At 26.3% G+C, this 23,668-nt stretch carries 26 protein-coding genes and 1 tRNA gene; 17 read left to right on the forward strand and 10 right to left on the reverse strand.

All coding sequences use genetic code 11. The features are described 5' to 3' along the window. Positions 1-4: 4 nt before the first annotated feature. Both RATSFB_RS02120 and RATSFB_RS02125 read right to left on the reverse strand, forming a co-directional pair. Complete coding sequence (locus tag RATSFB_RS02120; protein WP_014094403.1) at positions 5-580, reverse strand: hemerythrin domain-containing protein; 576 nt, start codon at positions 578-580, stop codon at positions 5-7. A gap of 83 nt (positions 581-663) precedes the next feature. Continuing rightward, the gene (locus tag RATSFB_RS02125) at positions 664-1,386 is read right to left on the reverse strand and encodes a DUF542 domain-containing protein (protein ID WP_014094404.1); all 723 of its coding nucleotides are present in this window, start codon (positions 1,384-1,386) and stop codon (positions 664-666) included. A gap of 272 nt (positions 1,387-1,658) precedes the next feature. Here RATSFB_RS02125 and RATSFB_RS02130 point away from each other — a divergent pair, with 272 nt between their 5' ends. The 12 genes from RATSFB_RS02130 to RATSFB_RS02185 all read left to right on the forward strand — a co-directional run bounded on the left by RATSFB_RS02130 (position 1,659) and on the right by RATSFB_RS02185 (position 13,610). Next, the gene (locus RATSFB_RS02130) at positions 1,659-2,939 is read left to right on the forward strand and encodes a M23 family metallopeptidase (RefSeq protein WP_014094405.1); all 1,281 of its coding nucleotides are present in this window, start codon (positions 1,659-1,661) and stop codon (positions 2,937-2,939) included. Positions 2,940-3,155: 216 nt separating this feature from the next. Continuing rightward, positions 3,156-4,061, forward strand: coding sequence for a putative sporulation protein YtxC (gene ytxC, locus RATSFB_RS02135; protein WP_014094406.1), 906 nt, complete (start codon positions 3,156-3,158; stop codon positions 4,059-4,061). Positions 4,062-4,293: 232 nt separating this feature from the next. Next, the gene (gene infC, locus RATSFB_RS02140) at positions 4,294-4,812 is read left to right on the forward strand and encodes a translation initiation factor IF-3 (protein WP_014094407.1); all 519 of its coding nucleotides are present in this window, start codon (positions 4,294-4,296) and stop codon (positions 4,810-4,812) included. Between the two features lie 32 nt (positions 4,813-4,844). Then, positions 4,845-5,042 carry a 50S ribosomal protein L35 gene (rpmI, locus tag RATSFB_RS02145; RefSeq protein WP_014094408.1) on the forward strand — a complete coding sequence of 66 codons (198 nt, stop codon included), beginning with the start codon at positions 4,845-4,847 and terminating at the stop codon, positions 5,040-5,042. Between the two features lie 19 nt (positions 5,043-5,061). Further along, complete coding sequence (gene rplT, locus RATSFB_RS02150) at positions 5,062-5,421, forward strand: 50S ribosomal protein L20 (RefSeq protein ID WP_014094409.1); 360 nt, start codon at positions 5,062-5,064, stop codon at positions 5,419-5,421. Positions 5,422-5,464: 43 nt separating this feature from the next. Beyond that, complete coding sequence (locus RATSFB_RS02155; protein WP_014094410.1) at positions 5,465-6,823, forward strand: TrkH family potassium uptake protein; 1,359 nt, start codon at positions 5,465-5,467, stop codon at positions 6,821-6,823. A gap of 21 nt (positions 6,824-6,844) precedes the next feature. Beyond that, complete coding sequence (locus RATSFB_RS02160) at positions 6,845-7,528, forward strand: potassium channel family protein (protein WP_014094411.1); 684 nt, start codon at positions 6,845-6,847, stop codon at positions 7,526-7,528. A 4-nt stretch (positions 7,529-7,532) separates the two neighbouring features. Further along, a complete protein-coding gene (locus RATSFB_RS02165; RefSeq protein WP_014094412.1) occupies positions 7,533-8,315 on the forward strand; it encodes a TrmH family RNA methyltransferase in 783 nt (260 codons plus the stop codon). A gap of 71 nt (positions 8,316-8,386) precedes the next feature. Further along, a complete protein-coding gene (pheS, locus tag RATSFB_RS02170) occupies positions 8,387-9,406 on the forward strand; it encodes a phenylalanine--tRNA ligase subunit alpha (protein ID WP_044035507.1) in 1,020 nt (339 codons plus the stop codon). A 17-nt stretch (positions 9,407-9,423) separates the two neighbouring features. Continuing rightward, complete coding sequence (gene pheT, locus RATSFB_RS02175; protein ID WP_014094414.1) at positions 9,424-11,784, forward strand: phenylalanine--tRNA ligase subunit beta; 2,361 nt, start codon at positions 9,424-9,426, stop codon at positions 11,782-11,784. A gap of 17 nt (positions 11,785-11,801) precedes the next feature. Next, a complete protein-coding gene (locus tag RATSFB_RS02180; RefSeq protein WP_014094415.1) occupies positions 11,802-12,830 on the forward strand; it encodes a 2-hydroxyacid dehydrogenase in 1,029 nt (342 codons plus the stop codon). 81 nt (positions 12,831-12,911) lie between these two features. Next, positions 12,912-13,610 (forward strand): DUF4214 domain-containing protein, encoded by a 699-nt coding sequence (locus RATSFB_RS02185; protein WP_014094416.1) that lies wholly within the window; start codon positions 12,912-12,914, stop codon positions 13,608-13,610. Between the two features lie 30 nt (positions 13,611-13,640). On the opposite strand, the gene RATSFB_RS02190 is transcribed toward RATSFB_RS02185, so the two are convergent. Beyond that, the gene (locus RATSFB_RS02190) at positions 13,641-14,711 is read right to left on the reverse strand and encodes a glucosamine-6-phosphate deaminase (protein WP_242821413.1); all 1,071 of its coding nucleotides are present in this window, start codon (positions 14,709-14,711) and stop codon (positions 13,641-13,643) included. 51 nt (positions 14,712-14,762) lie between these two features. Continuing rightward, on the reverse strand, positions 14,763-15,026 hold the full coding sequence (locus RATSFB_RS02195; RefSeq protein ID WP_044035508.1) for a hypothetical protein: 264 nt from the start codon (positions 15,024-15,026) through the stop codon (positions 14,763-14,765). A gap of 140 nt (positions 15,027-15,166) precedes the next feature. Here RATSFB_RS02195 and RATSFB_RS02200 point away from each other — a divergent pair, with 140 nt between their 5' ends. From RATSFB_RS02200 to RATSFB_RS02210, 3 genes are all read left to right on the forward strand, one after another. Then, a complete protein-coding gene (locus RATSFB_RS02200; RefSeq protein WP_044035509.1) occupies positions 15,167-16,090 on the forward strand; it encodes a CPBP family glutamic-type intramembrane protease in 924 nt (307 codons plus the stop codon). Positions 16,091-16,163: 73 nt separating this feature from the next. Next, a complete protein-coding gene (locus RATSFB_RS02205) occupies positions 16,164-16,397 on the forward strand; it encodes a phage holin (protein WP_014094419.1) in 234 nt (77 codons plus the stop codon). A 104-nt stretch (positions 16,398-16,501) separates the two neighbouring features. Beyond that, entirely contained in the window at positions 16,502-16,915 is a 414-nt protein-coding gene (locus RATSFB_RS02210; RefSeq protein WP_014094420.1) for a hypothetical protein, read from the forward strand. A gap of 38 nt (positions 16,916-16,953) precedes the next feature. Here the strand turns inward: RATSFB_RS02210 and dapB are convergent, their stop codons facing one another. From dapB to RATSFB_RS02225, 3 genes are read right to left on the reverse strand one after another with little or no spacing between them, the layout of a single operon-like run. After that, entirely contained in the window at positions 16,954-17,718 is a 765-nt protein-coding gene (gene dapB, locus RATSFB_RS02215; protein WP_014094421.1) for a 4-hydroxy-tetrahydrodipicolinate reductase, read from the reverse strand. 39 nt (positions 17,719-17,757) lie between these two features. Beyond that, complete coding sequence (gene dapA / locus RATSFB_RS02220; protein ID WP_014094422.1) at positions 17,758-18,636, reverse strand: 4-hydroxy-tetrahydrodipicolinate synthase; 879 nt, start codon at positions 18,634-18,636, stop codon at positions 17,758-17,760. A gap of 5 nt (positions 18,637-18,641) precedes the next feature. Beyond that, positions 18,642-19,634 carry an aspartate-semialdehyde dehydrogenase gene (locus tag RATSFB_RS02225; protein ID WP_014094423.1) on the reverse strand — a complete coding sequence of 331 codons (993 nt, stop codon included), beginning with the start codon at positions 19,632-19,634 and terminating at the stop codon, positions 18,642-18,644. 150 nt (positions 19,635-19,784) lie between these two features. On the opposite strand from RATSFB_RS02225, the gene RATSFB_RS02230 reads away from it, so the two are divergent. Both RATSFB_RS02230 and RATSFB_RS02235 read left to right on the forward strand, forming a co-directional pair. Further along, positions 19,785-20,045 (forward strand): small, acid-soluble spore protein, alpha/beta type, encoded by a 261-nt coding sequence (locus RATSFB_RS02230; RefSeq protein WP_050982243.1) that lies wholly within the window; start codon positions 19,785-19,787, stop codon positions 20,043-20,045. Positions 20,046-20,135: 90 nt separating this feature from the next. Beyond that, a tRNA-Phe gene (locus RATSFB_RS02235) sits at positions 20,136-20,211 on the forward strand. Between the two features lie 29 nt (positions 20,212-20,240). On the opposite strand, the gene dxr is transcribed toward RATSFB_RS02235, so the two are convergent. The 3 genes from dxr to RATSFB_RS02250 form a co-directional block, all read right to left on the reverse strand. Continuing rightward, positions 20,241-21,392: a 1-deoxy-D-xylulose-5-phosphate reductoisomerase gene (dxr, locus tag RATSFB_RS02240; RefSeq protein ID WP_014094425.1), complete on the reverse strand. Its 1,152-nt coding sequence runs from the start codon at positions 21,390-21,392 to the stop codon at positions 20,241-20,243. A gap of 21 nt (positions 21,393-21,413) precedes the next feature. After that, positions 21,414-23,243 carry a 1-deoxy-D-xylulose-5-phosphate synthase gene (gene dxs, locus RATSFB_RS02245; RefSeq protein WP_014094426.1) on the reverse strand — a complete coding sequence of 610 codons (1,830 nt, stop codon included), beginning with the start codon at positions 23,241-23,243 and terminating at the stop codon, positions 21,414-21,416. 144 nt (positions 23,244-23,387) lie between these two features. Then, the gene (locus RATSFB_RS02250; RefSeq protein WP_044035511.1) at positions 23,388-23,633 is read right to left on the reverse strand and encodes a hypothetical protein; all 246 of its coding nucleotides are present in this window, start codon (positions 23,631-23,633) and stop codon (positions 23,388-23,390) included. Positions 23,634-23,668 lie beyond the last annotated feature (35 nt).

Here is a 23,668-nt window from a genome sequence, read left to right on the forward strand (position 1 = left end):
GTTTTTACAAATTAATGAATCTTGGGAATAATATTACATTTTCGATTTGTGAATGAGTTATAACATCATTTTTAAATTCACTTAATTCTAAGTAAAATTTAGTTATGCTACCACAAGCGTTTTTTGGAGCTACAAAGTTATTTGTTATATCAGATATTTTTTTAAGAGATGGACCTATTACATAATGTTCATCAACAGCTTCTCTTATAAATTTTTCCATTGATTTGTATTCTGGGCTATCTTTTGTAAACTTTCCTTCTTGAAATTCTTTTATAGGATCAAAAATTAATCTTTCTTCTAATATCAAATGACCTTCAAATACTTCTCTTATTTTTGAAAAAATTGAGTGTATTTCCCAAAATAAATCTTTATATTCATGGATGTGATGATCCATAATTTTTAACAGACTTTTATTTAAATTTGGAATTGTCTGTCTAATATTTGAATGATAGTTATTTATTATAAAAGATATAATATCTTCTGAACTCTTAGATAAGAAATCTTCGAGTCTTATATCATCCTTTAATTTACCTAATTGTAAAAAATTATTTTGTTCAGATTTTTTATTATTTAATTCCATTGTAAGACTCCTTTTTAATTTATATCTAAAATTCTACAATAATTTGGTGATTATTAAAAGGATAACGACAAAAGAATTATTATTTACTCATAAAATCTTGGGAATAAAACATTGTTTTCAAGTTGAGTATGGGCGATCAAGTGATCTTGAAGTTTTTTGAGATCACTATATACTTTTTTTACAGTATTGCATGCATCTTGTGGTGGAGTGTAGTTGTTTGTAGCATCTGAAAGTTCCTTTAAACATGGTCCAACAATTGAATGTTCATTTATTGATTCGTTTATTGAAGATATCATAATTTTGTATTCTTGACTTTCTCTATTAATTTGATTCGATTCCAATGAAATCATAGCTTTAAAAATATTTTCTTCTTCGAGTATGAGATGAGAATCCATTAATACTTGAATTTTTCCAACCAATTCGTGTATTTTCCAAAACAGTTCTTTATGTTTATTGATATGTACTCTCATTATTTTTAACATAAGTTTGTTTATTTCTGGTAGGTCTCTAAGTAAACCTTCGTGAAAATGATTTATTATGAAGTTTATTATTTCATTTGATGGTTTTGATGAAATATCTATTGATTTTAATATTTCATCTTTGTGTGAGTCATTTATTTTTGTGTGTTTAATTTCATTATAAAGCTCATCTAAAACTTTGTCATTATTGATATTTAGTTCTATTAAAGCATCTTTTAATTTCTTTTGACCCCCACAGCAAAAATCAATTTTATATTTATCAAAAAAATTTTTAGAGCTTGGGAAATTATTTAGTATATCTCCAATCTTTTTATTTAATAAGTTCATTTTTGCCTCCTGTAAATATTGATTTAATACTCAATTAGTATTTTACTATAAATAAATATTTAAACGAAAAAAACCGATATATTAAATATATCGGTTTAAAAATAGGGAAAACGGAGTGTTATATTATGATTAAGTAATTGAAAAGTTTAAAATGTACCTCTGTACAATTAATAATATCGTGTATATTTTTAAAATGTTTATAGCTTTAAATAAAAAAATTATATTGTGTATATAATAAAAATTTACTAAATGATAATTTATGGAGTAAATTTATGTTTAAATTTAAAAATATACTGATAAAATTTATTATATTTTGTATGTGCTTAAATTTATTTGGTGCTTCAGAAGACACTTTTAAACAAGAGATAAACAAAAATAATAAAAAAATTAGAGAATTATATGAGTCAGACGTTAAATTTAACACTGAAATGGATTTAATACAGAAGAAACTTTTAGAATTGAGCCAAGAAATTGATAAAAAACAAAGAATTGTAGAAGAATATAATAAGCAAATAGAGTTAACTGAACAAAATATTTATGATGCAAACAAAAATATAGAAAATTTAAATAATGAAATAAATGAACTTGAAGATGTAGTTCACAAAAATTTGCTTGAAATTCAAAAATACGAAGAAGATATAAAAAAGTTTAAACAGGTTATTGATAATAGACTGAGAAATTTATACAAAAATATAGATACATATACAAATAATTTAATTAGGATATTTTATACATCAGAGAATGTCATAGATTGCTTTGATAAAATTTTAAGTATGAATAAATTTTTGGAAATAGATAGAATTGCAATTGAAAAATTTGCAAATAATATTGAACAAATAAATGTAAAAAATGAAAATATTAAATTCTTAAAAGCATTAATTGAAGAGAAGATAAAGCTTGTAAATAAAACCATATCTGAAAATAATGATAATTTGAAAAATATGGAATATCAAAAAGATGAAAAACAAAAGCAATTGAATGATATAAACGAGTTAAATGTTCAACTCAATGAACAATATGAAAGCTTATCTGAAGATAAAAAACAAATTCAACAAGAAATTATAAGAATACAAGAGGATAATGTTAAATTACAAAATGAATTAAAAAATTATATGGAAGAACTTAATAAAAATAATAAAGAAGCGAAGAAAAAAGTAAAGTATGGAAGATATTTAAAGCCTGTTAATGGTAAGATAACATCGAGGTTTGGAAAGAGAATACATCCTGTGACAGGAAAAGAAAGCAGCCATACAGGACTTGATATTGCAGCTCCACTGGGTGAGAAAGTAAAGGCTTCTTTGGGCGGTGAAGTGGTTTTTTCAGGATGGTACAGTAATGTATACGGCAATGTAGTTATAATAAATCATGGTAATAATATACAGACTTTTTATGGACATCTAAGTAAAGTTTTGGTAAAAAAGGGTGAGGAAGTTGATCAAGGAGATGTTATTGGAAAAGTTGGGAATACAGGGTTGAGTACAGGACCACACCTACATTTTGAAATATATGTAAATGGGGAAAGAGTTGATCCGGAAAAAAGAATTTTTAAATAGGAAATCTAAAATTTTTGAATACAAAAGCTAAATAATTGAAATAACTAAAACGGTATGAATTGGAGTTCAAAAATAATAAAAAATTATTTAATTTAAATAAAAATTATCATAAAATGTGTTTTAAATTATAAATTAATGAGTAATATTAAATTAGTAAATTTAAATTTGTATATTTAATATAAAAATCAACATATAATGTACGGTGATGCGAAGGGAGTGATATACTTGGTATTAGTCAGAGTAGTTTATGAGGGAAAAGAAAAAATATTAAATGATATAAAAGATGAGTTGGGAAGTATTGAAAGAGAGTGTACTTCTTTGAGAACATCGATTAAAGAATATCATAATATGAGTTTTATAGATATTGAATGTGATCCCTTAAAATATATAGATAAATTGAACGAAAAAGTTATAAATGTTATAGCTAAGGGAATTTATAACTTTGCAATAGAGATTTTTATTAATAAGGAGATAGATTATTTTTTTGATAATTCATATTTTTTTATTAAATATGATGAGATTTCAGATGTTAAAGAAAAAATAATAAGTATACTTGGAGATGATAGTTTTAGCAAGGAAAATGATTCATTTTGTTTTGAGAAAAAACAAGATATAATGAATAAAATAATTGAATGTATAAGTGAAAATAATGAGATAAATATAAATGGATTTGTTAGATTTAGATTGAGAGAACTATTGAATGATTTTGAAATGATTGTGGATAGAGTTGTGGAACGATATATGGTTGAGAAGGAATATAATGAATTTATAAAACTTCTCAAATATTTTGTAGATGTGCAAGAAACCAAAATTGAGGAAGTAAATATTATAATAAATAAATTAGGAAATTACACTATATTAGATGGTAAGCATAATGATATATACGAATTATTTTTAGATGATATAAATGATTTTAGTATGTCTTCCACGATGGTTAATAAAGATGATTTACTAATAAGCGGACTTATAACTAATTCTCCAAATAGAATAGTTATTCATGGAGCAAAGAATAGTGTGAATGTAGAAATAATTGAAACTATAAAACAAGTTTTTGAAGATAAAGTTGAGTTTTGTTGTGGATGTATAGATTGTGTAGAACTTGCTAACAAATTAATAAAATAAATTATTTACAAATATATAAAAATGTTTTATAATTATGTCAGATTTAAGAAGAGACTACCGTTTCTCACCTTGGGGTTTTTACTACCTAGGTAACCTGAAGTTTTATATTCATCGTTGGGTTTTTTGTATCCAATGTTATTAGGTTTGTTTATTTAGAGGGCGGTGTATGTTATTCCGTCCTTTTTTTTATTTTTAAGGTAGATTGATTTTTAAATTTGTAAAGTATTTGGAGGTGGCTAATATAGCAAAGGATGTTCAAATTAATGGTGAAATTAAATTTAAAGAGTTGAGGGTTATAGATAGTGATGGTTCTCAGCTTGGAATTATGCAAGCAAGGGATGCGTTGAAAATTGCAGAGGATAGAGAATTAGATTTAGTAGTTATTTCACCGACTGCGAATCCACCAGTATCTAGGATAATGGATTATGGTAAGCATGTTTATGAATTGTCTAAAAGACAAAAAGAAGCGAGGAAAAATCAAAAGACTATAAATATTAAAGAGATAAGAGTTAGTCCGTCTATAGAAGAACATGATATCAATATAAAAGCTAATAATGCTAAGAAGTTTTTAAAAAGTGGAGATAAAGTAAAGATTACCGTAAGATTTAGAGGAAGAGAAGCAGACTATAGTTACATAGGAGAAAAGATATTAGATAATTTTATTGAGATATTAAAAGAATATGGAGCTCCAGATAAAAAAGCCAAATTAGAAGGTAGAAACATGAGCTTAATTATGTCTCCAAAGAAATAAGAAATATTAATGATTATAGGAGGTATTTTGAGATGCCAAAAATGAAAACTAAGAAAGCTATTGCAAAAAGATTTAGGGTTACAGGAACTGGAAATTTGAAAAGAGCACGTGCTTTTAAACAACATATTCTTACTAAGAAATCTGCAAAGAGAAAGAGAAATTTAAGAAAAGTTGGGTATGTTTCAGTTACGCAATTAAAGACTATGAAAAAATTATTACCATATGTTTAAAAATTGGAGGTAGGAGTAAATGGCTAGAGTTAAAAGAGCTGTTAATGCACGTAAAAATCATAAAAAAGTTTTGAAATTAGCTAAAGGTTACTATGGAGCGAAGTCAAAGTTATTTAAAACTGCTAATGAAACAGTTATTCGTGCTTTATGGAATTCTTATGTAGGAAGAAGATTAAGAAAGCGTGATTTTAGAAAACTTTGGATAACAAGAATAAATGCTGGTGTTAGAGAGCATGGATTAAGTTATTCAAGATTTATATTCGGATTAAAGAATGCTAATGTTAACATAAACAGAAAAATGTTATCAGAAATGGCTATAAACGATAAAGCTGCTTTTGCTGAACTTGTAAAAATTGCTAAAGAAAGTTTAAACAAATAAATGCGACTTTTTTTGTCGCATTTATTTTTATAATTTTAAATATGTGAGGATTAAATTGAAAAGTTTTAGGAAGCTATATCCTGTACAAATATTAGCATTATTTTTTGTAGTTGTAATAATAATTGGTAGTTTTTTATTGAGTTTACCTATATCAAACAATTCTGGAATTTCAACTAATTACTTAGATGCGTTATTTACAGCTACTTCAGCTACTTCTGTAACTGGGCTTGTAATTTTAGATACTGGTACATATTGGAGTTCGTTTGGAACAACTATAATTTTGTTATTAATTCAAATTGGTGGACTTGGTATAATGTCGTTTACTACATTTGGAGTTCTTAAATATGGAAATAAGATTTCTTTATATACGAGTCTTTTGATGAAAGAGGCTTTGAATGTAGATGAATTACAAGGAATGTCACGCATGATGAGGTATGTAATTATATTTGTTATGGTTACTGAATTGCTTGGTATGATTCTTTTTAGTTTTGTATTTGTACCTAAGTATGGTTTATCTCATGGATTGTATGTAAGTTTATTTACATCTATATCTGCATTTTGTAATGCGGGATTTGATATTTTTGGAAATTTTTCCAGTCTAACTTCTTATTATAACAATGCTTATGTTCTTATTGTTTGTATGATTTTAATAATTTTGGGTGGTATAGGTTTTAGTATAATAACTGAATTTATAAATTACAGATATACAAGAAAAATATCTGTAACGACTAAGATTGTTTTAATTGTAACATTGTTTTTAATAATAGTGGGAGCACTTTTATATTTTATATTTGAGTATGATAATCCATTAACTTTTCAGAATATGAGTTTGGGTGAAAAGATACTTAATAGTTTTTTTTCATCAGTATCACCTAGAACTGCAGGATTTAATTCAATAGATTTGGCGAATATTAGATCTGGAACAGTATTTTTGACGTGTATTCTTATGTTAATTGGAGGTTCTCCAGGATCTACGGCTGGAGGGATAAAAACAAGCACAGTTGGTGTTATAATATTAACGATATATCATTATATGAGAAATAAAAATAGAACTATCGTATTAGGGAAGGAAATCCCCTCTAAAACAATAAATAAAGCTTTTATCTTGACATTTGTTGCTTTGTTTTTCATAAGTACATTTGTTATATTAATTTCTATAGCTGATAAAGGAGCGTCGTTTAGATCTATAGTATTTGAAGTTTTTTCAGCATTTAATACTGTTGGTTTGAGTTTTGGTTTGACTCCTGAATTGAATAGTATAGGTAAAATATTACTTATTTTGGCTATGTATTTAGGAAGAGTGGGAACTTTGACGTTAATTTTTGCATTTACAAATACGCACGATGGACCTAAGAAAAGTAATGCTATAAAATATCCAGAGGTTAAAATTACGGTTGGATAAATTTTTTAAGGGGATGTTTCTGTGAGAAAAAAACAATTTGTTGTAATAGGTATTGGGAGATTTGGTTTTAGTGTTGCGACTAGTCTTTATAGAGCGGGTTATGATGTGTTAGCAATAGATAAAGATATAGAAAAGATTGAAGAAATTTCTACTGAGGTTACTCATGCTTTAGCACTTGATGCTACAGATGAAAAATCATTATTTAGTGTTAACATTTCAGATTATGATACAGCTATAATTGCAATTGGAGGCAGTATACAAGAAAGTTTGCTTGTAACTTTACTTGTAAAAGATGCAGGCATATCAGATATTATATGTAAGGGACAAGGAGAACTACATGGAAAGCTTTTAAAGAAGATAGGGGCTAGAAGAGTTGTATTGCCGGAGCAAGAGATGGGATTTAGACTTGCAAATAGTTTAAAATTCCAAAGTTTATTCGACTACATAGAAATATCTAAGGGATCTTCAATTGCTGAATTTACTGCACCAAAGGAATGGATTAATAAAACTATAGGGGAAATTGATATTAGAGCAAAACATGAAGTAATATTAATAGGCATTAAGAAATATCCAGAATATGAAATGGATGTTAATATAAATGCAAATACAAAAATTAAAGAACACGATCTATTAATACTTTTAGGTAGAGATGATAGGTTGTGTAAAATACAAAACAAATTTACTTTTGTTCAAAAAGAGGATTAAAAATTTGAATTATATAAGTAGTTTAGAAAATAAACTTTTTAAAGAAATCATGAGTTTAAAAGTTCGGAAGAACAGATATAAAAGTAAGTTGTATCTTATAGAAGGAATAAGATTTGTGGAAGAAGCTATTAAAAATAACTGTGAGATAAATTATGTAATAATTTCTGAGTCGAAGAAGGATTATATAATTGATAGATTTAATTTTAAAGATGGCTTATTTAATGTTATAGTTTTTTCAGATGAGTTATTTGAAAAGGTCAAGCAAACAGAAAAAACTCAGGGGATAATTGCATGTTTAAAAATTAGGGATACTTTTAAAAAATTTGATTTTAATGAAGGAATATACTTTTTAATTGATAAAATTCAAGATCCAGGGAATTTAGGAACTATAATTAGGACTGCTGTTGCTGTTAATGCTTTAGGCATTATATTAATAAAAGGAAGTGTTGATATATATAATGATAAAGTTTTAAGATCAACAATGGGTTCTATTTTTAAGATAAATATTAATTTTATAGAGAGCTATTTAGAATTAAATGAGTTTATAGAAAATGATTTTAAGCTTGTTATAGCTGATGCTTATAGTGATAATAATTATTATCATGTAGATTTAAAAGGTAAGATTATTTTAGCTATTGGAAATGAGGGGAATGGTATTTCCGATGAGGTTAAGAATTTTCCTCATATTAAAGTTCGTATTCCTATGTGTAATGATCTTGAATCTTTAAACGTTGCTCAAGCACTTAGCATTATTGCCTTTGAGCGTGTTAGACAATTAGATATATAAACTTGATTGATATATTCCTTGATTTTAACTAATCAAGGAGTTTTTTATTTTTTATTGGAAGGATGAGGATTTTGAAAGAGAAATTAGAACAGCTACTTAATTCTGTAATTGATCAACTTAGAAGTGTTGATTCAATATGTAAATTTGAAGAATTAAGAGTTAGGTATTTAGGGAAAAAAAGTGAGTTATCAAATGTATTGAAAAATATGAAGAATTTGTCTAATGAAGAGAAAATTTCTACTGGGAAAATTATAAATAAGATAAAGAAGAAGATGGAAGCAAAATTTTCGGAAACTTTTGAAAAAATTAAGAATTTTGAAATGGAGAAAAAATTAAAGGAAGAAGTAATTGATATTACTTTGCCAGGTAAAAAAATATCTCTTGGTCATAAAAATCCAATTCAGATTGTTTTAGATGAAATACAAGAAATATTTCTAAATATGGGATTTGTGATTGAGGAAGGCCCGGATATTGACACTGAATATTATAATTTTGAGGCTTTAAATATTTTTAAAGATCATCCAGCTAGAAGTGAGCAAGATACTTTTTATATAGATGATGATCATGTTTTGAGAACACATACTTCTACTATACAAATTAGAACGATGGAAAATAAAAAGCCACCTATAAAGATTATTGCACCTGGACGTGTTTATAGATCAGATGAGTTAGATGCGACGCATTCTCCAATATTTTATCAGATGGAGGGACTTGTTGTAGATAAAAATATTAATATGGCTCATCTTAAGTTTACTCTAAATAAGTTTATAAAGCTTATGTTTGGTTCGGAAATAAAAACTAAGTTTAGAGCACATCATTTTCCATTTACAGAGCCTTCTGCTGAGATGGATGTTAGTTGTTTTGCTTGTAAAGGAATTGGTTGCTCTATTTGTAAAAATAGCGGTTATATTGAAATATTAGGTTGTGGTATGGTACATCCTGATGTTTTAAGAAGATGTGATATAGATCCTGAAGAGTATAGTGGCTTTGCTTTTGGTTTTGGTATAGATAGAATGGTGATGCTCAAGTATGGAATTGAGGATATAAGACTTTTATATGAAAGTAATTTAAAATTTTTATCTCAATTTTAATTTATGGGAGGATATTAATGAGGGTTTCATTTGAATGGATTAAAGAGTATTTTAATGAAGATTTAGAGTTAAATGATGTATGTGATAAGTTAACTATTAGTGGAACAAAGGTTGAAAACGTAGAGTCAAATAAAATTGAAGTTAAGAATGTTGTTACTGGGTTTATTGAGGAAATTAAGCCTCATCCAGATGCTGAAAAGCTTGTTGTATGTAAGGTTAATATTGGAGATGAGTATGTTCAAATAGTTACTGGTGCAAAAAATATGAAAGAAGGGGATATTGTACCTGTTGCATTACATGGAGCAGTTTTGGCAGGGGGACTTAAAATTAAAAAAGGGAAATTGCGTGGGGTTGAATCTCAGGGAATGATGTGTTCTGAAGAAGAATTAGGACTTTGTGATCATGCTGATGGTCTTATGATTTTGAAAGATGTTCCGATTGGGAAAAATATAGTTGATGTTTTAGATTCAGGAGAAGATATTATTGAGTTTGAAATAACGTCAAATCGTCCAGATTGTTTAGGAGTTATGGGAATAGCAAGAGAAATTAAAGCTGTATATGATGTTGATTTTAAAAATCCAAATTTAGAGTTTAGGTGTAGTGGGGATAAAAATATTAACGATATTTTAAAGGTTGATGTTCAAACAAAAGATTGTAGAAGATATTCTGCTAGGGTTATTGAAAATGTAAAGATTTGCGATTCTCCTAAATTTATACAAGATAGATTGATTTCATCAGGTATTAGACCAATAAATAATATTGTAGATTTGACAAATTATGTAATGCTTGAGATAGGTCAACCAATGCATGCATTTGATTATGACCTTGTTAGAGATTCAAAAATTGTAGTTGAATATAGTTCAAATGGTGATAAAATTACTACTCTTGATGGAGTAGATAGAGAACTTGATAATTCTATAATTTGTATAAAGGATTCTAAAGGTGCATTAGCCTTAGGTGGAATTATGGGAGGGGAGTACTCTAAAGTCAATCATAATACTAAGAAGATTATACTTGAGAGTGCAAATTTTAAATTTGATGTTATACGTAGAGCATCAAGAAAATTAAATTTAAGATCTGAAAGTTCTTTAAGATTTGAAAAAGGGATAGATGATAATTTAACTATTGTTGCTTTAGATAGGTTTTGTAGTTTGTTTGAAGAATTGTCATATGGGGATATAGTAAATGGAACTATAGATATTATCAATGAGAGTTATGAGAAGGTTAATATAGAAGTTACACCAGAATATATAAATAAATTTTTAGGAACGTCAATATCTAAATTCGATATTATAAAAATATTTAAAAATTTAGATATGGAAGTAAAAGAGGAAAATGGAATTTTAATAGTAACACCTCCTACATTTAGACGTGATGTGTTTATTAAAGAGGATTTGGCTGAGGAAATTGCAAGAATTTATGGATATAATCGAATTGAAGAGGAAGATTTATTAAATGCTTTACAGGAAATTGGAAAAACTAAAAAACAAAAGTTTATTGATAATATTTTAAATTTGATGGTATCTCTAGGATTTAGTCAATCGATAAGTTATTCATTTTATAGTCCAAAATCTTTTGATAAGATGAATTTGGATAAAGATAGTGAATTAAGAAATGTAATTAGTATAAGAAATCCATTGGGTGAAGATTATAGTGTTATGAGAACAACTATGATTCCATCAATGATTGAAGCACTATGTAGAAATAATTCATATTCAAATAGTGAAGCTTGCATATTTGATATAGGAAAAACTTATAGTAAAGGCAGAGATGGAAATATTTTAGAAAATAATGTTTTAACTATTGGTATGTATGGTAAAAAATTTGATTATTTTACTCTTAAAGGAGTTGTCGAGGCATTATTTAAACATATTGGTATAACTTTTATGCTTGAGAGAGAAGGGGAAACTTTTTATCATCCGGGTAAGTCAGCAAGAATAGTCTTGGGAAAAAATATTTTAGGAAAATTTGGAGCGATTCATCCATACGTGATGAAAAATTATGATACTAAAGTAGAATTTTTTATATGTGAAATATATTTAGATAAGGTATTTAACCTATATAAATTTGATAAAAAGTATAAGCAAATTCCGAAATATCCAAGTGTAACTTTTGATTTAAGCATAGTTGTGGATGAAAATGTATTAGTTCAGGATATAGAAAAAATTATAAAATCAAAATCGGGAAGTATTTTAGAAAGTCTAGATATATTCGATATTTATAGAGGATCGCAAATTCCTGAGGGGAAAAAAAGTGTATCTTATAGTATAATATTTAGAGATATTAGAAAAACTTTAAATGATAAAGAAATAAATAAGTTAATAGAAATGATCTTAAATGATCTTAAATTGAAATTAGGAGCTGAACTTAGAAAGTAGTAATAAGGAGGGTAATTATGAAGTTAATATTATTTGATGCAAAACCTTATGATAAGGAATATTTTGATATGTATTCTAGAGAATATAATGTTGATATTGTTTATGAGGATAAGAAACTTACATTTGAAACATGTCATTTAGCGAATGGATTTGATGCAGTTTGTATATTTGTTAATGATGTTGTTGATAAAGAAGTTATTGATAAATTACATGAATTCGGAATTAAGTTAATTGTTCTAAGATGTGCAGGATATAATGGAGTGGATATTAAATATGCAAAAAATAAAATAACTGTAGTTAGAGTTCCTGCATATTCACCAAATTCAATTGCAGAAATATCAATTGGTATGATACTTACTTTAACAAGGAAAATTAATAAGGCTATTAATAAAACTAAAAATTACAATTTTTCTCTTGAAGGATTGGTAGGATTTGATTTATTCAATAGAACTGTTGGTATAATTGGAACTGGTAAGATTGCACAAGAATTTATGAAAATTTTATCAGGCATAGGCATGAAAATATTAGCATATGATTTGTATCCAAATTATGAATTGGAGAGTAAGCTAGGATTTAAATATGTTGATTTGGATACTATCTATAAGGAAAGTGATATTATTTCTTTACATTGTCCATTAACTAGTGATAATGCACACATGATAAATAAGGATTCAATATCTAAGATGAAAGATAGAGTTATAATTGTAAATACAGCTAGAGGAATGTTAATTGATACGAAAGCATTAATTGATGCGATAAAATCTGGAAAAGTTTATGGTGCAGCTTTAGATGTTTATGAGAATGAGAAAAATTATTTCTTTAATGATTGTTCAGAAACAGGCATTGATGATGAAATGTTAAAGGAGCTTTTATCACTTGAGAATGTTATACTTTTTTCACATCAAGCTTATTTAACAGAAGAAGCATTAACAAATATTGCATTAGTTTCTTTAAATAATATTAAGAGTTTTTGTAATAACGAATTTTTGAATAACGAAGTATTTTATGATGAATTACAAGATAAGATAGTTGATTTTAGGAAATAGATAATAAATTTATTGCAGTAATAAATCACTATTACTGCAAATTTTTTATAATTTATAAAGTCATATGAGGAGCAAATGATAATGAAAGTATATAAATTTTTGGCTTCATTTACAGTTATAGTTTTATTTGTTAGTTTGTTTTTTAATACAAATGTACATGCTATAATAAATAGATATTTTGAAGATACTTTTGAGGTAAGTGTACCAGGGCTTCCAAGCAAGTATAGTAATGTATTTTGTAATTTAGAAGATGTTAGTGTTGAAATAAAAGAGGATAAGATAGTAATATTAAATCTTGTTCCCGATCAGGTTTATCATAATGTTGAAATTACATTTACAGATGATATCGGTAGAAAATATGAATTTAATTTTGATAATGTTATAACTTCACTACCAAAGAAAGCGAATAACAAATTTGTTTATGATGCTTATTTAAATGGGTTAGGGAGAAAACCTGATCATACAGGATTTAAATATTGGTTTGGAAGATTAAGTAGTGGAACTATTACGGCTGTGGACTTTATAAATGAAATGGTAAGTTCAGATGAATTTAATTCAAATTATAGTATGTCTATAGAAAAGATAAAGGCATTATATAAAACTGTAGTGGGAAGAGAAGCGGATGAAGAGGGACTTGGTTTTTGGTTAAGTGAATTTAATATTTTAGTAGAACAAAATGGTATTAAAAGTAGTAATGCAATATTAGAGTTAGTAAAAAGAATGGTAAGTGAAAATGAATTTATTAGTATAGTGGAAGAGGCGGGCTTTATATATAACTAAAGGGGAGATAAGCTCCCCCTTTTTTATTTTTTAAAATAATTTTAAACTTAATTCATCACTTTGGTTATCGAAAAGATCAACTAATTTAATTTTTAAATTTATGTAGTCATCTACTTCTAGTATGGATTGTTTAGTAAGCTCAGAATATTCGCCATTATTTATTTTATACAATATTTTTTTAATTGAGTTATGATTATATAAATCTAAAACAACTCTAAACATTAAATCATTAGTTGAAACAGATGGAATATTTGGTTTATTTAAAATATCAGCTATTATTGAAATTAGGAAGGTTGCACATTTATTTATATAAATTGTATTTGTTTCAGAAACGATTCTTACGAAATCAATTTTATTATTTGAAATATTATTGAATTGAGTTTTATCTATAATTTCTGAAAAATTAATAAAGTTAAATGAATTATAATTAATAGAATCGTTAATAAATGTAGATATTTTGGATTCATTATTTAAATTTAATACATTGACTTTATTAAGGGTGTCTTCAAATTGAAGATCTATTATAGATAATAAATCGAGATGAACCAATACATCATCTATTGAAGTATTAATAGTGTTGCTAATACTTGACGAATTATTAATGAATAATACAGAAAGATGATATTTTTTATTAAAATTTTCAAATAATCTAAGCATTTCAAATATCATTGAAATATTTTTAGGATTAAATTCATTATTTGAATTAAAGTATGTTGTAGTAATTAAAAGGGTTTTTGTATTAATATCACCTAACTCGGATCTTTTAGTGAAAAGGATATTATTATTTTTGGATTTTTGTGCGAAATTGTATTCAATTTCTTCATTAAAACCAATATTATCTAAAACATTTATAATTCTAGCATTAAGATTTTTTATAAATTCATAATTTGATGGATAATCTTGATATATTTTTTGTAATTCATTAGATTGAGAGTTTATATTTGAAATTTCAAAATTCACTTCATCTATAGCAAGATTTTTATATAATTTATTAACTTCAATATCAACATTGAATTTTTTATTAGCAGTATTATTTCCATAATATCTATTTGATATAGTAAAACGTGAACAAGATGTGATTGAAAAAATTATAAGGAACATAAATATATATTGTTGTAATTTCATTAGTAAAATCCCCACTAAGTTAAAATTTTAGAGTATATTATTTTTTATGTTATTTAATTTTGAATCTATGGAGTCTATTAAATTATTTTGTGTAAAATTAGTGTAATTTTCTATATTTAGATTATTAGCTTCTAATATTTTTTTAATTTCGATTAATTCGGAGTCAATGTTATTGAGTTCAATGTCACTATAATTTTTATTAAAATTATTTAAATAAAAATTTATATTATTTATATTTGAGTTTATTTGATTGGCAGAGTTAAATAAATTTTGGATTTCATGTTCATCCATACTACATTCCTCCAGAAAATAATTATAATATTAAATTATGCAAAAATAAACTTAAAGCGTTATGATTATAAAAATTAAATGTACATTTTTTAAAATAAGGATTAATAAAATAAAATAAAATAGAATTTATGGAGGGAATTGTGACCAAAACTAAACTATTTAATTTTATTTTATTTATGGATTTTATAATATATATATTTTCAAATTTGATTCTATTTAAATATGTTCCGCAGAACTCATATTACATATTTTACATGTGCTTAAGAGATATAATATTATTTTTATTTTCTATCGCAGTATATTTAAATTTTTATAATTCCAGAATAAGTTCAATGTTAGTGTTTCCAAAACTAAATAGTAAAATTATTAAAAATTCAATAATAATTGGAATTTCATTTTATTTGATAGCTAATGGTGTGAATTTGATTTTTACATCAATATTTAAATTTACTTTAGGAAATAGGTTTTATCTGAATAATATTTATATAAGAGATTATTTTGGTTTTGAATTTATTTTTTATATTTTTGTTCATACGATTTTTACAGAATTATTTTTTAGATGTATTTTAAAAGATGCATTTAAATTTTTATCAAATAAGGCTAGATTGGTATTATCATCTATTATATTTTCATTTTTCTTTTTTGGATTGTCACAAATTGTATATGGGTTTGTTATTGGAATTTTGTTAATGTGTTTTCTAGATAGAATAGGAAGCATGATTACTCTGATAATAGCAAGTTTAAGCATAAATATGGCTGATTATTTTGTCAGAGTAATTGGAAATAAATTTCCTAAGACTATAATTTCATCTAGAGTAGTAGTTAACAATAGTTCGGATATTTTTGTAAATTTGATAATACCAATTATAATAATTCTTGTTGGGATCATAATATATTCGATATTAAGAGAAAATATAAAAATTAAAATACCATCTGTTTTACCCAATAATGTTAAGGAGGGTAATTTTAATATAAGTTTAAGTAATGTAGTAGATATTTATGTTTTGCTATTTTTTGTAACGTATTTTATTATCACATTTATAGGATATAAAATTTCTTCATAATTTAAATTTTAGTTCAGTTTTTTGTTTTAGGGAATATATTGGATTGTTATATGTTTTAAAGGAGTACTAGTTTATGTTTAAAAATAGATTAAGAAACTATGGGTTATGGGTATCAGTTGCAGCACTTATTCCATTATTGCTATCAGCATTTGGAATTAATTTTGTTAGTGAAGATAAATATGTACAGATAATAAATTGCATATTATCTATATTAGTAGCTTTAGGACTTATAAATAATCCAGACACAAATAATCGTTGGTATAAAGATGATAAAATAGAAGAGTACAAAAATAAAGAATTAAACTAATTATTATCTTCAGGAATAAATGTTAACATTTATTCCTGATTTTTTTGTATAAATATGTATTATTATGAAAATATGATAATACATCATTGGTAAACGAGGATAGGATGAAGAGTAGTAAATTATTACTTAAAATTATAATATTTATTTTGTGCATATTAGTTAGCATAAAATTCCATACAGAATTTGCTTATGCAAATGACAATTTTAATAAAAATGTTATTAATGTAGATAAAATTGAAAAATATTGGTGGGGATGCAGGAGATATATGAGTAGTGATCAGGTGAGTAAATTTTCAAATGATTTTGACCTATTAGCAGCTGAATTTAGTTTAATTGGAGGGCTATCTACTCCTATAAGTTTTTTAAATCCATTACTGGGGATTATCACAAGTAGCATGTTTGAAATATCGTCATCATATTGTTGGTTATTATCTACATATCTTGCTAAGGTGGATAGAGGTAATGGAATTATTATAGATTTTATAAATGGATTTATATTTAGAGTGAGGGCTATTTAAATAAAAAGAGGACTAATTAATTTTAGTCCTCTTTTTGTCTATAAATTTAACATTGAATTCATATTGTATATTCCAGCATTTTTTCCAAATAAGTAAAGTGCAGCTTTTATAGCACCTTGTGCAAAAACATCCCGAGATATTGCGGTATGTTTTAATTCTATTATTTCATTGTTTCCGCCAAACATAATTTCATGAGATCCAATCATGTTTCCACATCTTATTGAATGAACTCCAACCTCTTTTTTTTCACGTTTCTTTTCACCGAATCTACCATGATTAAAATCTACATTTTCATCAAAGTTACTTTTTACAAAATCATTTATTGTATCCATTAACATTATTGCAGTTCCACTCGGTGAATCGAGTTTTTGATTATGATGTTTTTCAGTTATTTCTATATCATAATCTTTGTAAAGAGATTTGAGTGCTGTTTTTAATAATTTTTGTAGAACATTTATTCCAATACTCATGTTGTAAGATATAAAAATAGGGATTGTTTTGCTGGCATTATTTATTTTATTTAATTGCTCTTTTGTGTGTCCAGTTGTACAAATTACAATACCTATTTTTTTATTTAGAGCATAATTTAAAATGCTATCTAGTGAGTTTGGGTGTGAGAAGTCAATTATAATATCAACTTTTTCTTGAACATCATTTATATTAAGATAAGTTTTAACATTGCTGTTAATATCTTGTTTTGTATCAACTCCACATACAATTTCTAGGTTATCATAACTTGAACTTAATTTTTCAATTGTTTTTCCCATTCGTCCGTTTATACCGTTTAGAAGTATTTTCAACATTTTTCCTCCAAAGTTTTTTAAATTTAATTACACAAAAAATTAAAGTAAGTTAATATTCTTCATTTCATTTTTTAACTTGTCTAAATTGTTTGGATCTATTTCAACTAGAGGTAATCTAAAATTACCTACATTTTTACCAATTAAATTTAATGCAGTTTTTATTGGGATAGGGTTTGTTTCTATGAAAAGTGAATTTATAAAATTTAAATATTTGAGTTGTAGATCTAAAGATTTTTTAACATTTCCATTTATATACTCATGTGTTATATCATGAACAATTCTAGGAAGTATATTTCCTAAAACTGTGACTGTGCCTTTTCCACCAATACTCATAAATGGAACGATTTGATCATCATTTCCAGAATATAAATCGATATTAGGACAAAGTTTTCTATAGAGTATAGCTTGACTTAAATTTCCAGATGCTTCTTTAATTGAAGTAATATTTTTAAGCTTAGAAAGTTCAAATAACATTTCAGGAGATATATTCATTCCAGTTCTTGAGGGAACATTGTATGCCATAATCGGTAAATCTACTTGATCATTTATAGTCTTAAAATGTTCGAATAACCCATTTTTAGAAGTTTTGTTATAGTATGGTGTTATAACTAAAAGTCCATCAGCTCCAACCTCTTTTGAAAATTTAGAAAGTTCAAGACTTTTTTTAGTATTATTTGTTCCTACTCCAGCAATTATTGGAATTTTTTTGTTTACAATCTCAACAGTCGTTTTTATTAATTCTTTTTTTTCGTTATCAGTTAAGGTAGAACCTTCCCCAGTAGTTCCACAAATTATAATTGCATCTGTGTTATTTTGAATATGCCAAATCAAAAGCTCTTCTAATTTATCTAAATTAATATCACCATTTTCTTTAAAAGGCGTAACAATTGCAACACCTGAACCAATAAATAAACTCATAAATGTTATTCTCCTTTATTATTTAAAATATATTCTGCTATCTGAACTGCATTTAATGCAGCTCCTTTTAAAATGTTATCAGCAACAACCCATATATTTATTGCTTTATCGCAAGACTCGTCAAGTCTAATACGTCCAACAAATACGTCATCTTTTCCAGAAATATATCTTGGCATTGGATATTTATTTTGTTTAATGTCATCCATTAATGTAATACCTTTAAAATTTTTAAGTTCATTGAAAATATCATTTAGTGTGAAGTTGTTCTCAAATTCTATATTTATGCTTTCACTGTGAGAATTTTCAATAGGAACTCTTACACAAGTGGCAGTTATTTTAAGAGAATCATCTTTTAATATTTTTTTAGTTTCATTTATCATTTTCATTTCCTCTTTTGTATAACCATTGTCAGTAAATACATCAATTTGAGGAATTAGATTTCCTTTTATTAAATATTGAAATTTGTTTAGATTTGATTCAACATCTATATCTAAATCTTTAATACCAAAGTTACCAGCACCAGAAACTGCTTGATAAGTTGAATAAATTATTCTTTTAATTTTAAATTTATCATGGAGTGGTTTAAGGGCTATAACAGCTTGTATAGTTGAACAATTTGGATTTGCGATAATTCCATTATTTTTTAAAGCTTCTTCTCCATTAACTTCAGGAACTACAAGAGGGATGTTTTTATCCATTCTGAACGCACTAGAATTATCAATTACAAGAGCATTTTTTTCTGAAAATAGAGGAGAAAATTTAAGGCTTGTATCACTACCAGCAGAGAAGAATGCAAAATCTATATCATTTTTAATATTATCTTCTTTTAATTCAATAACCTCATAGTCTTTATTTTTAAAATTAAGCTTATATCCTAAAGATTTTTTGGAAGCGTATAGATAAATATTTTTAATAGGAAAGTTTCTTTCTTCTAGTACTTTAAGAAATGTTCTTCCTATTTTACCTGTTGCACCAACAACAGCTACATTATATCTCATATAAATAACCTCCAGATTCTAAAATATAGTATTTATTATATTATAAATGAATTTAATAATCAAAAGTAATAAAAGTATATTTGAAATAGGTTATGGTTAAACTGTCACTATAATAAATAATATACTTTTCTTTTCAAGAGGTGAATTATTATAAGTAATAGCAGTTCTCTAAAAAGGATAATAAAGCAAAAGTTAAAATCAAATAAAAAATTAACTGAATTAGAGCAGTTGAGAGAAAATTTAAAATATGAAATAGCTGAAGAACTTGGATTAAAAGATAAAGTTGATAAATATGGTTGGAGTGGTCTTACGGCCAGTGAAACAGGAAAAATTGGTGGAATAATGACAAAGAGAAAGAAAGAGTTGAACGTTCCAAAGAATTCAGATATATTAAATAATTCAAAAGGATGAATTTTTAAAAATATAAAATTTTAGTTATTGACATTTATGAATTAATTATGCATAATAATACCTGTAGTTTACATTTGATATATTTGATTTGGCTGGATAGCTCAGTTGGTAGAGCAGAGGACTGAAAATCCTCGTGTCGCTGGTTCGATTCCTGCTCTAGCCACCAAATATTTAAGGCAGTGCTTTTGCACTGCCTTAAATCTTTTTTGATTCTTCATAAACAAATGATTTAACTTCTTTATCTAATTGGATAATTGTATTTAAATCTGGATTTTCTATAATCGTATAGTTAGATAAAGATTTTTCAATTAGAAGTTCTATATCTAAGAATGAGATTTTTTTATTTAAAAATAGTCTAACAGCTTCTTCATTTGAAGAATTAAATATTGTTGTTGCAGTACCGCCAAGTTTTCCAGCTTCAAATGCCATTTTTACACAAGGATATCTTTCAAAATCCAATTTAGAAAAATTTAGTGATGATATTTCTTCAAAGTTTAATGCTTTGAAGTCTTTGTTTTGTATTCTATCAGGATATGTTAAAGCGTACTGAATAGGAACTCTCATATCCGGAGTTCCAAGTTGAGCTATTATAGTAGAATCATCGAATTCAACCATCGAATGTATAATGCTTTCACGATGAAGGATAACCTTTATGTTCTGATAATCTACATTGAATAAAAAATGTGTTTCGATTATTTCAAGTCCTTTGTTTGCCATTGTTGCAGAATCTATTGTTATTTTTGCACCCATTGACCAATTTGGGTGTTTTAATGCATCTTCAATACTAACATTTTTAAGTTCATCTCTTGTTTTATCTCTAAAACTTCCACCAGATGCCGTTAAAATTAAGTTTTTTATACTTTTATGGTTTTCACCGTTTAAGGCTTGGAATATGGCGGAATGTTCACTATCGATTGGTATGAGATCCACATTGTATTCTTCAACTTTTTGATTTATTATGTGACCTGCTGTAACAAGAGTTTCCTTATTTGCGAGAGCTATATTTTTATGGGATTCTATAGCGTGTATAGTTGGTAAGAGTCCTATATTTCCAACTAGACCGTTTATGATAATATTTGATTTGTTAAATGTTGCAATTTCTAACAATCCATCATTTCCGTATGTGAATTTTATAGTTGGATACTCCGCACGCATACGTTCAAAATCATTTTTATTTTTTAAACATACAAGTTCAGGAGAAAAATGTTTTAAGATTTTTCTAAGTTCCGCTATATTTTCTCCTATAGAAATTGAATTTAGTTTAAATTTATGTGGATTGTTTTTTATAACGTCAAGAGATTGTATTCCAATAGATCCTGTTGCTCCTAGAATAGAAATATTTTTCATTATGTAAAATCCCCTTTTAAATTAATGTATGTATGTAAGTGCTTTTATTTTGTCTATCATAAATTCTGTATTAAGACCAGAAATTTTTCTTAGATTATCAGTATCTCCTTGATGAAAGAAGTTATCTTCAATTCCAAATACTTCAATATCATTTTTGTATTTGTGTTTGATTGCAAATTCACAAATACCTGATCCAAATCCTCCTATTTTGCAAGCTTCTTCTATTGTTACAATAGGCATATTTGATTTAAATATTTTGTGAAGCATATCTTCATCCATAGGTTTTATAAAACGAGCATTTACAATTTTTATGCTTATATCTTTTGTCTTAAAAAAATCATATATATCATGTGCAACTTTGAGCATTGGTCCAAATGTTAAAATAGTTAGATCATTCCCCTCTTTTTCAACTGTCCATGAGCCAAACTCGATATTTTTAAAGTGAGGAACATGAGTTAAATTGGAGTATCCTCTAGGGTATCTATAAGATATGATTCCTTTATTTTCGTAATTATAAAGACAATTATATAAAAGGTGTTGAGCCTCTATTTGATCTTTTGGCATGACTATTGATATATTTGGTATTGGTCTAAGAAAACTAATGTCATATATACCGTGATGGGTGTCACCATCACCTGTTGCGAATCCGCATTTATCTACTGCGATTAATAAATTTATGTTTTGTCTTGCTATATCGTGTATAACTTGATCGTATGCACGTTGTAAGAATGTTGAATATACAAAAAATATTGGTTTAAGATTTGATAAAGCTAATGCACCAGAAAATGTTGCTGCATGCTGTTCTGCTATTCCTACATCGAAAGTTCTATCAGGAAATTTATTTTTAAAGAACTCTAGTTTAGAACCTTTTGTCATTGCAGGAGAAATGCAAACTATATTTTTATCTTTTTTCGCAAGACGTTCAACAGTTTCTGATACAATAGATCCCCAAGCTCTATGATTTTGATTTTTGGATTTAATCTTGAGTCCAGTAGATTTATCAAAAGGACCAATTCCATGCCACGATCCTATATTGTCATTTTCAGCTGTATGAAGTCCCTTACCTTTTTTTGTAATTATGTGAAGAACAGATGGTCTTGAAATATTTTTAATTTTATTTAGAGCATCTATTAAACTTTTGATATTGTGGCCATCTATAGGTCCTGAATAATTTAAATTTATACTTTGAAAAAATTGTTTCATTGAAAAATTTATTGATTCATTTTTTTTGAGATTTGATATGCATGAAGACGATTCATATATGTTTGTATTATTATTTTTGGGCATTAGTGCACAAATATTTTTTGAAATAGACATTTGATTATCATTTAATATAATCAAAAGTTTTTTTTGCTCGTATCCAATATTATTTAGAGCCTCAAGAGCCATTCCACCAGTTAATGCACCATCACCTATAACGGAAATTATATTTTCCGATGTTTTTTTAAAATCTCTACTAACTGCAAGTGCTAAGGCAGCAGATAAAGATGTAGAACTATGACCTGTTTCCCAAATATCAAAATTGCTTTCACATCTCCTTGGAAATCCCGAAAGTCCATTAAATTTTCTCAGAGAGTCAAAAAATTTTGCTCTACCTGTAAGGATTTTATGAGTATAGCATTGATGACCAACATCAAAAATTAACTTATCTTTTTCAAAATCAAAAATATAATGTAGTGCTATTGTTAGTTCTATAACTCCAAGATTTGAAGAAACATGTCCACCTGTATGACTTAAAGATTCAATTAAAAAATCCCTTATTTGTTCAGAAAGTAAGTAAAGTTTATCAATTGAAAGATTCTTCAAAAAACTTGGATTATCTATTCTATATAAATGATCAAAATTTTTCATTTTTTTCCCATCCTAAAATGTTTTTTAAATCAAAAGGATATTTAATTATAACATTAAAACAATAATTAAAAAATCAAAATTGAGTTATTTATTTTTAAATTTAATTTAAAACATTAGGATTATAGAAGTAAAGATAAGATAAAACTAATCATTTTTAATAGTAATTTTATTTTTTTTACTATTTTTTGAATTGTTTAATAAAAGTATTCTATTTACTGATGATTGGCTGTAAGAGTTTAAGACTGCTTTATTAGGCAAGTTAGTGAGTGGTATAGTTATACTTACATCTCCGTTTACATCTAATGGAACCTTTATCATAGAATTTACAGACAAGTAGGATGGCAGGGTTAAATAAGAAATTAGTGCAGTACCTAATAATACTTTTTTCATTCAATATCCTCCAAAGTTAATATTAAGTTAAAAAT

It is taken from the genome of Candidatus Arthromitus sp. SFB-rat-Yit (assembly GCF_000283555.1).
In the GTDB taxonomy this organism is placed as follows: domain Bacteria; phylum Bacillota; class Clostridia; order Clostridiales; family Clostridiaceae; genus Dwaynesavagella.

Coding starts and splice junctions, on each gene's coding strand:
- dxr (WP_014094425.1), bottom strand. CDS start 21,392: ATGAAAAATATTTCTATTCTAGGAGCAACAGGATCTATTGGAATACAA.
- RATSFB_RS02225 (WP_014094423.1), bottom strand. CDS start 19,634: ATGAGATATAATGTAGCTGTTGTTGGTGCAACAGGTAAAATAGGAAGA.
- RATSFB_RS02125 (WP_014094404.1), bottom strand. CDS start 1,386: ATGAACTTATTAAATAAAAAGATTGGAGATATACTAAATAATTTCCCA.
- RATSFB_RS02180 (WP_014094415.1), top strand. CDS start 11,802: ATGAAGTTAATATTATTTGATGCAAAACCTTATGATAAGGAATATTTT.
- rplT (WP_014094409.1), top strand. CDS start 5,062: ATGGCTAGAGTTAAAAGAGCTGTTAATGCACGTAAAAATCATAAAAAA.
- pheT (WP_014094414.1), top strand. CDS start 9,424: ATGAGGGTTTCATTTGAATGGATTAAAGAGTATTTTAATGAAGATTTA.
- RATSFB_RS02250 (WP_044035511.1), bottom strand. CDS start 23,633: ATGAAAAAAGTATTATTAGGTACTGCACTAATTTCTTATTTAACCCTG.
- RATSFB_RS02205 (WP_014094419.1), top strand. CDS start 16,164: ATGTTTAAAAATAGATTAAGAAACTATGGGTTATGGGTATCAGTTGCA.
- RATSFB_RS02195 (WP_044035508.1), bottom strand. CDS start 15,026: ATGGATGAACATGAAATCCAAAATTTATTTAACTCTGCCAATCAAATA.
- dapA (WP_014094422.1), bottom strand. CDS start 18,636: ATGAGTTTATTTATTGGTTCAGGTGTTGCAATTGTTACGCCTTTTAAA.
- RATSFB_RS02210 (WP_014094420.1), top strand. CDS start 16,502: ATGAAGAGTAGTAAATTATTACTTAAAATTATAATATTTATTTTGTGC.
- RATSFB_RS02185 (WP_014094416.1), top strand. CDS start 12,912: ATGAAAGTATATAAATTTTTGGCTTCATTTACAGTTATAGTTTTATTT.
- dxs (WP_014094426.1), bottom strand. CDS start 23,243: ATGAAAAATTTTGATCATTTATATAGAATAGATAATCCAAGTTTTTTG.
- rpmI (WP_014094408.1), top strand. CDS start 4,845: ATGCCAAAAATGAAAACTAAGAAAGCTATTGCAAAAAGATTTAGGGTT.
- RATSFB_RS02130 (WP_014094405.1), top strand. CDS start 1,659: ATGTTTAAATTTAAAAATATACTGATAAAATTTATTATATTTTGTATG.
- dapB (WP_014094421.1), bottom strand. CDS start 17,718: ATGTTGAAAATACTTCTAAACGGTATAAACGGACGAATGGGAAAAACA.
- RATSFB_RS02190 (WP_242821413.1), bottom strand. CDS start 14,711: ATGTTCCTTATAATTTTTTCAATCACATCTTGTTCACGTTTTACTATA.
- RATSFB_RS02120 (WP_014094403.1), bottom strand. CDS start 580: ATGGAATTAAATAATAAAAAATCTGAACAAAATAATTTTTTACAATTA.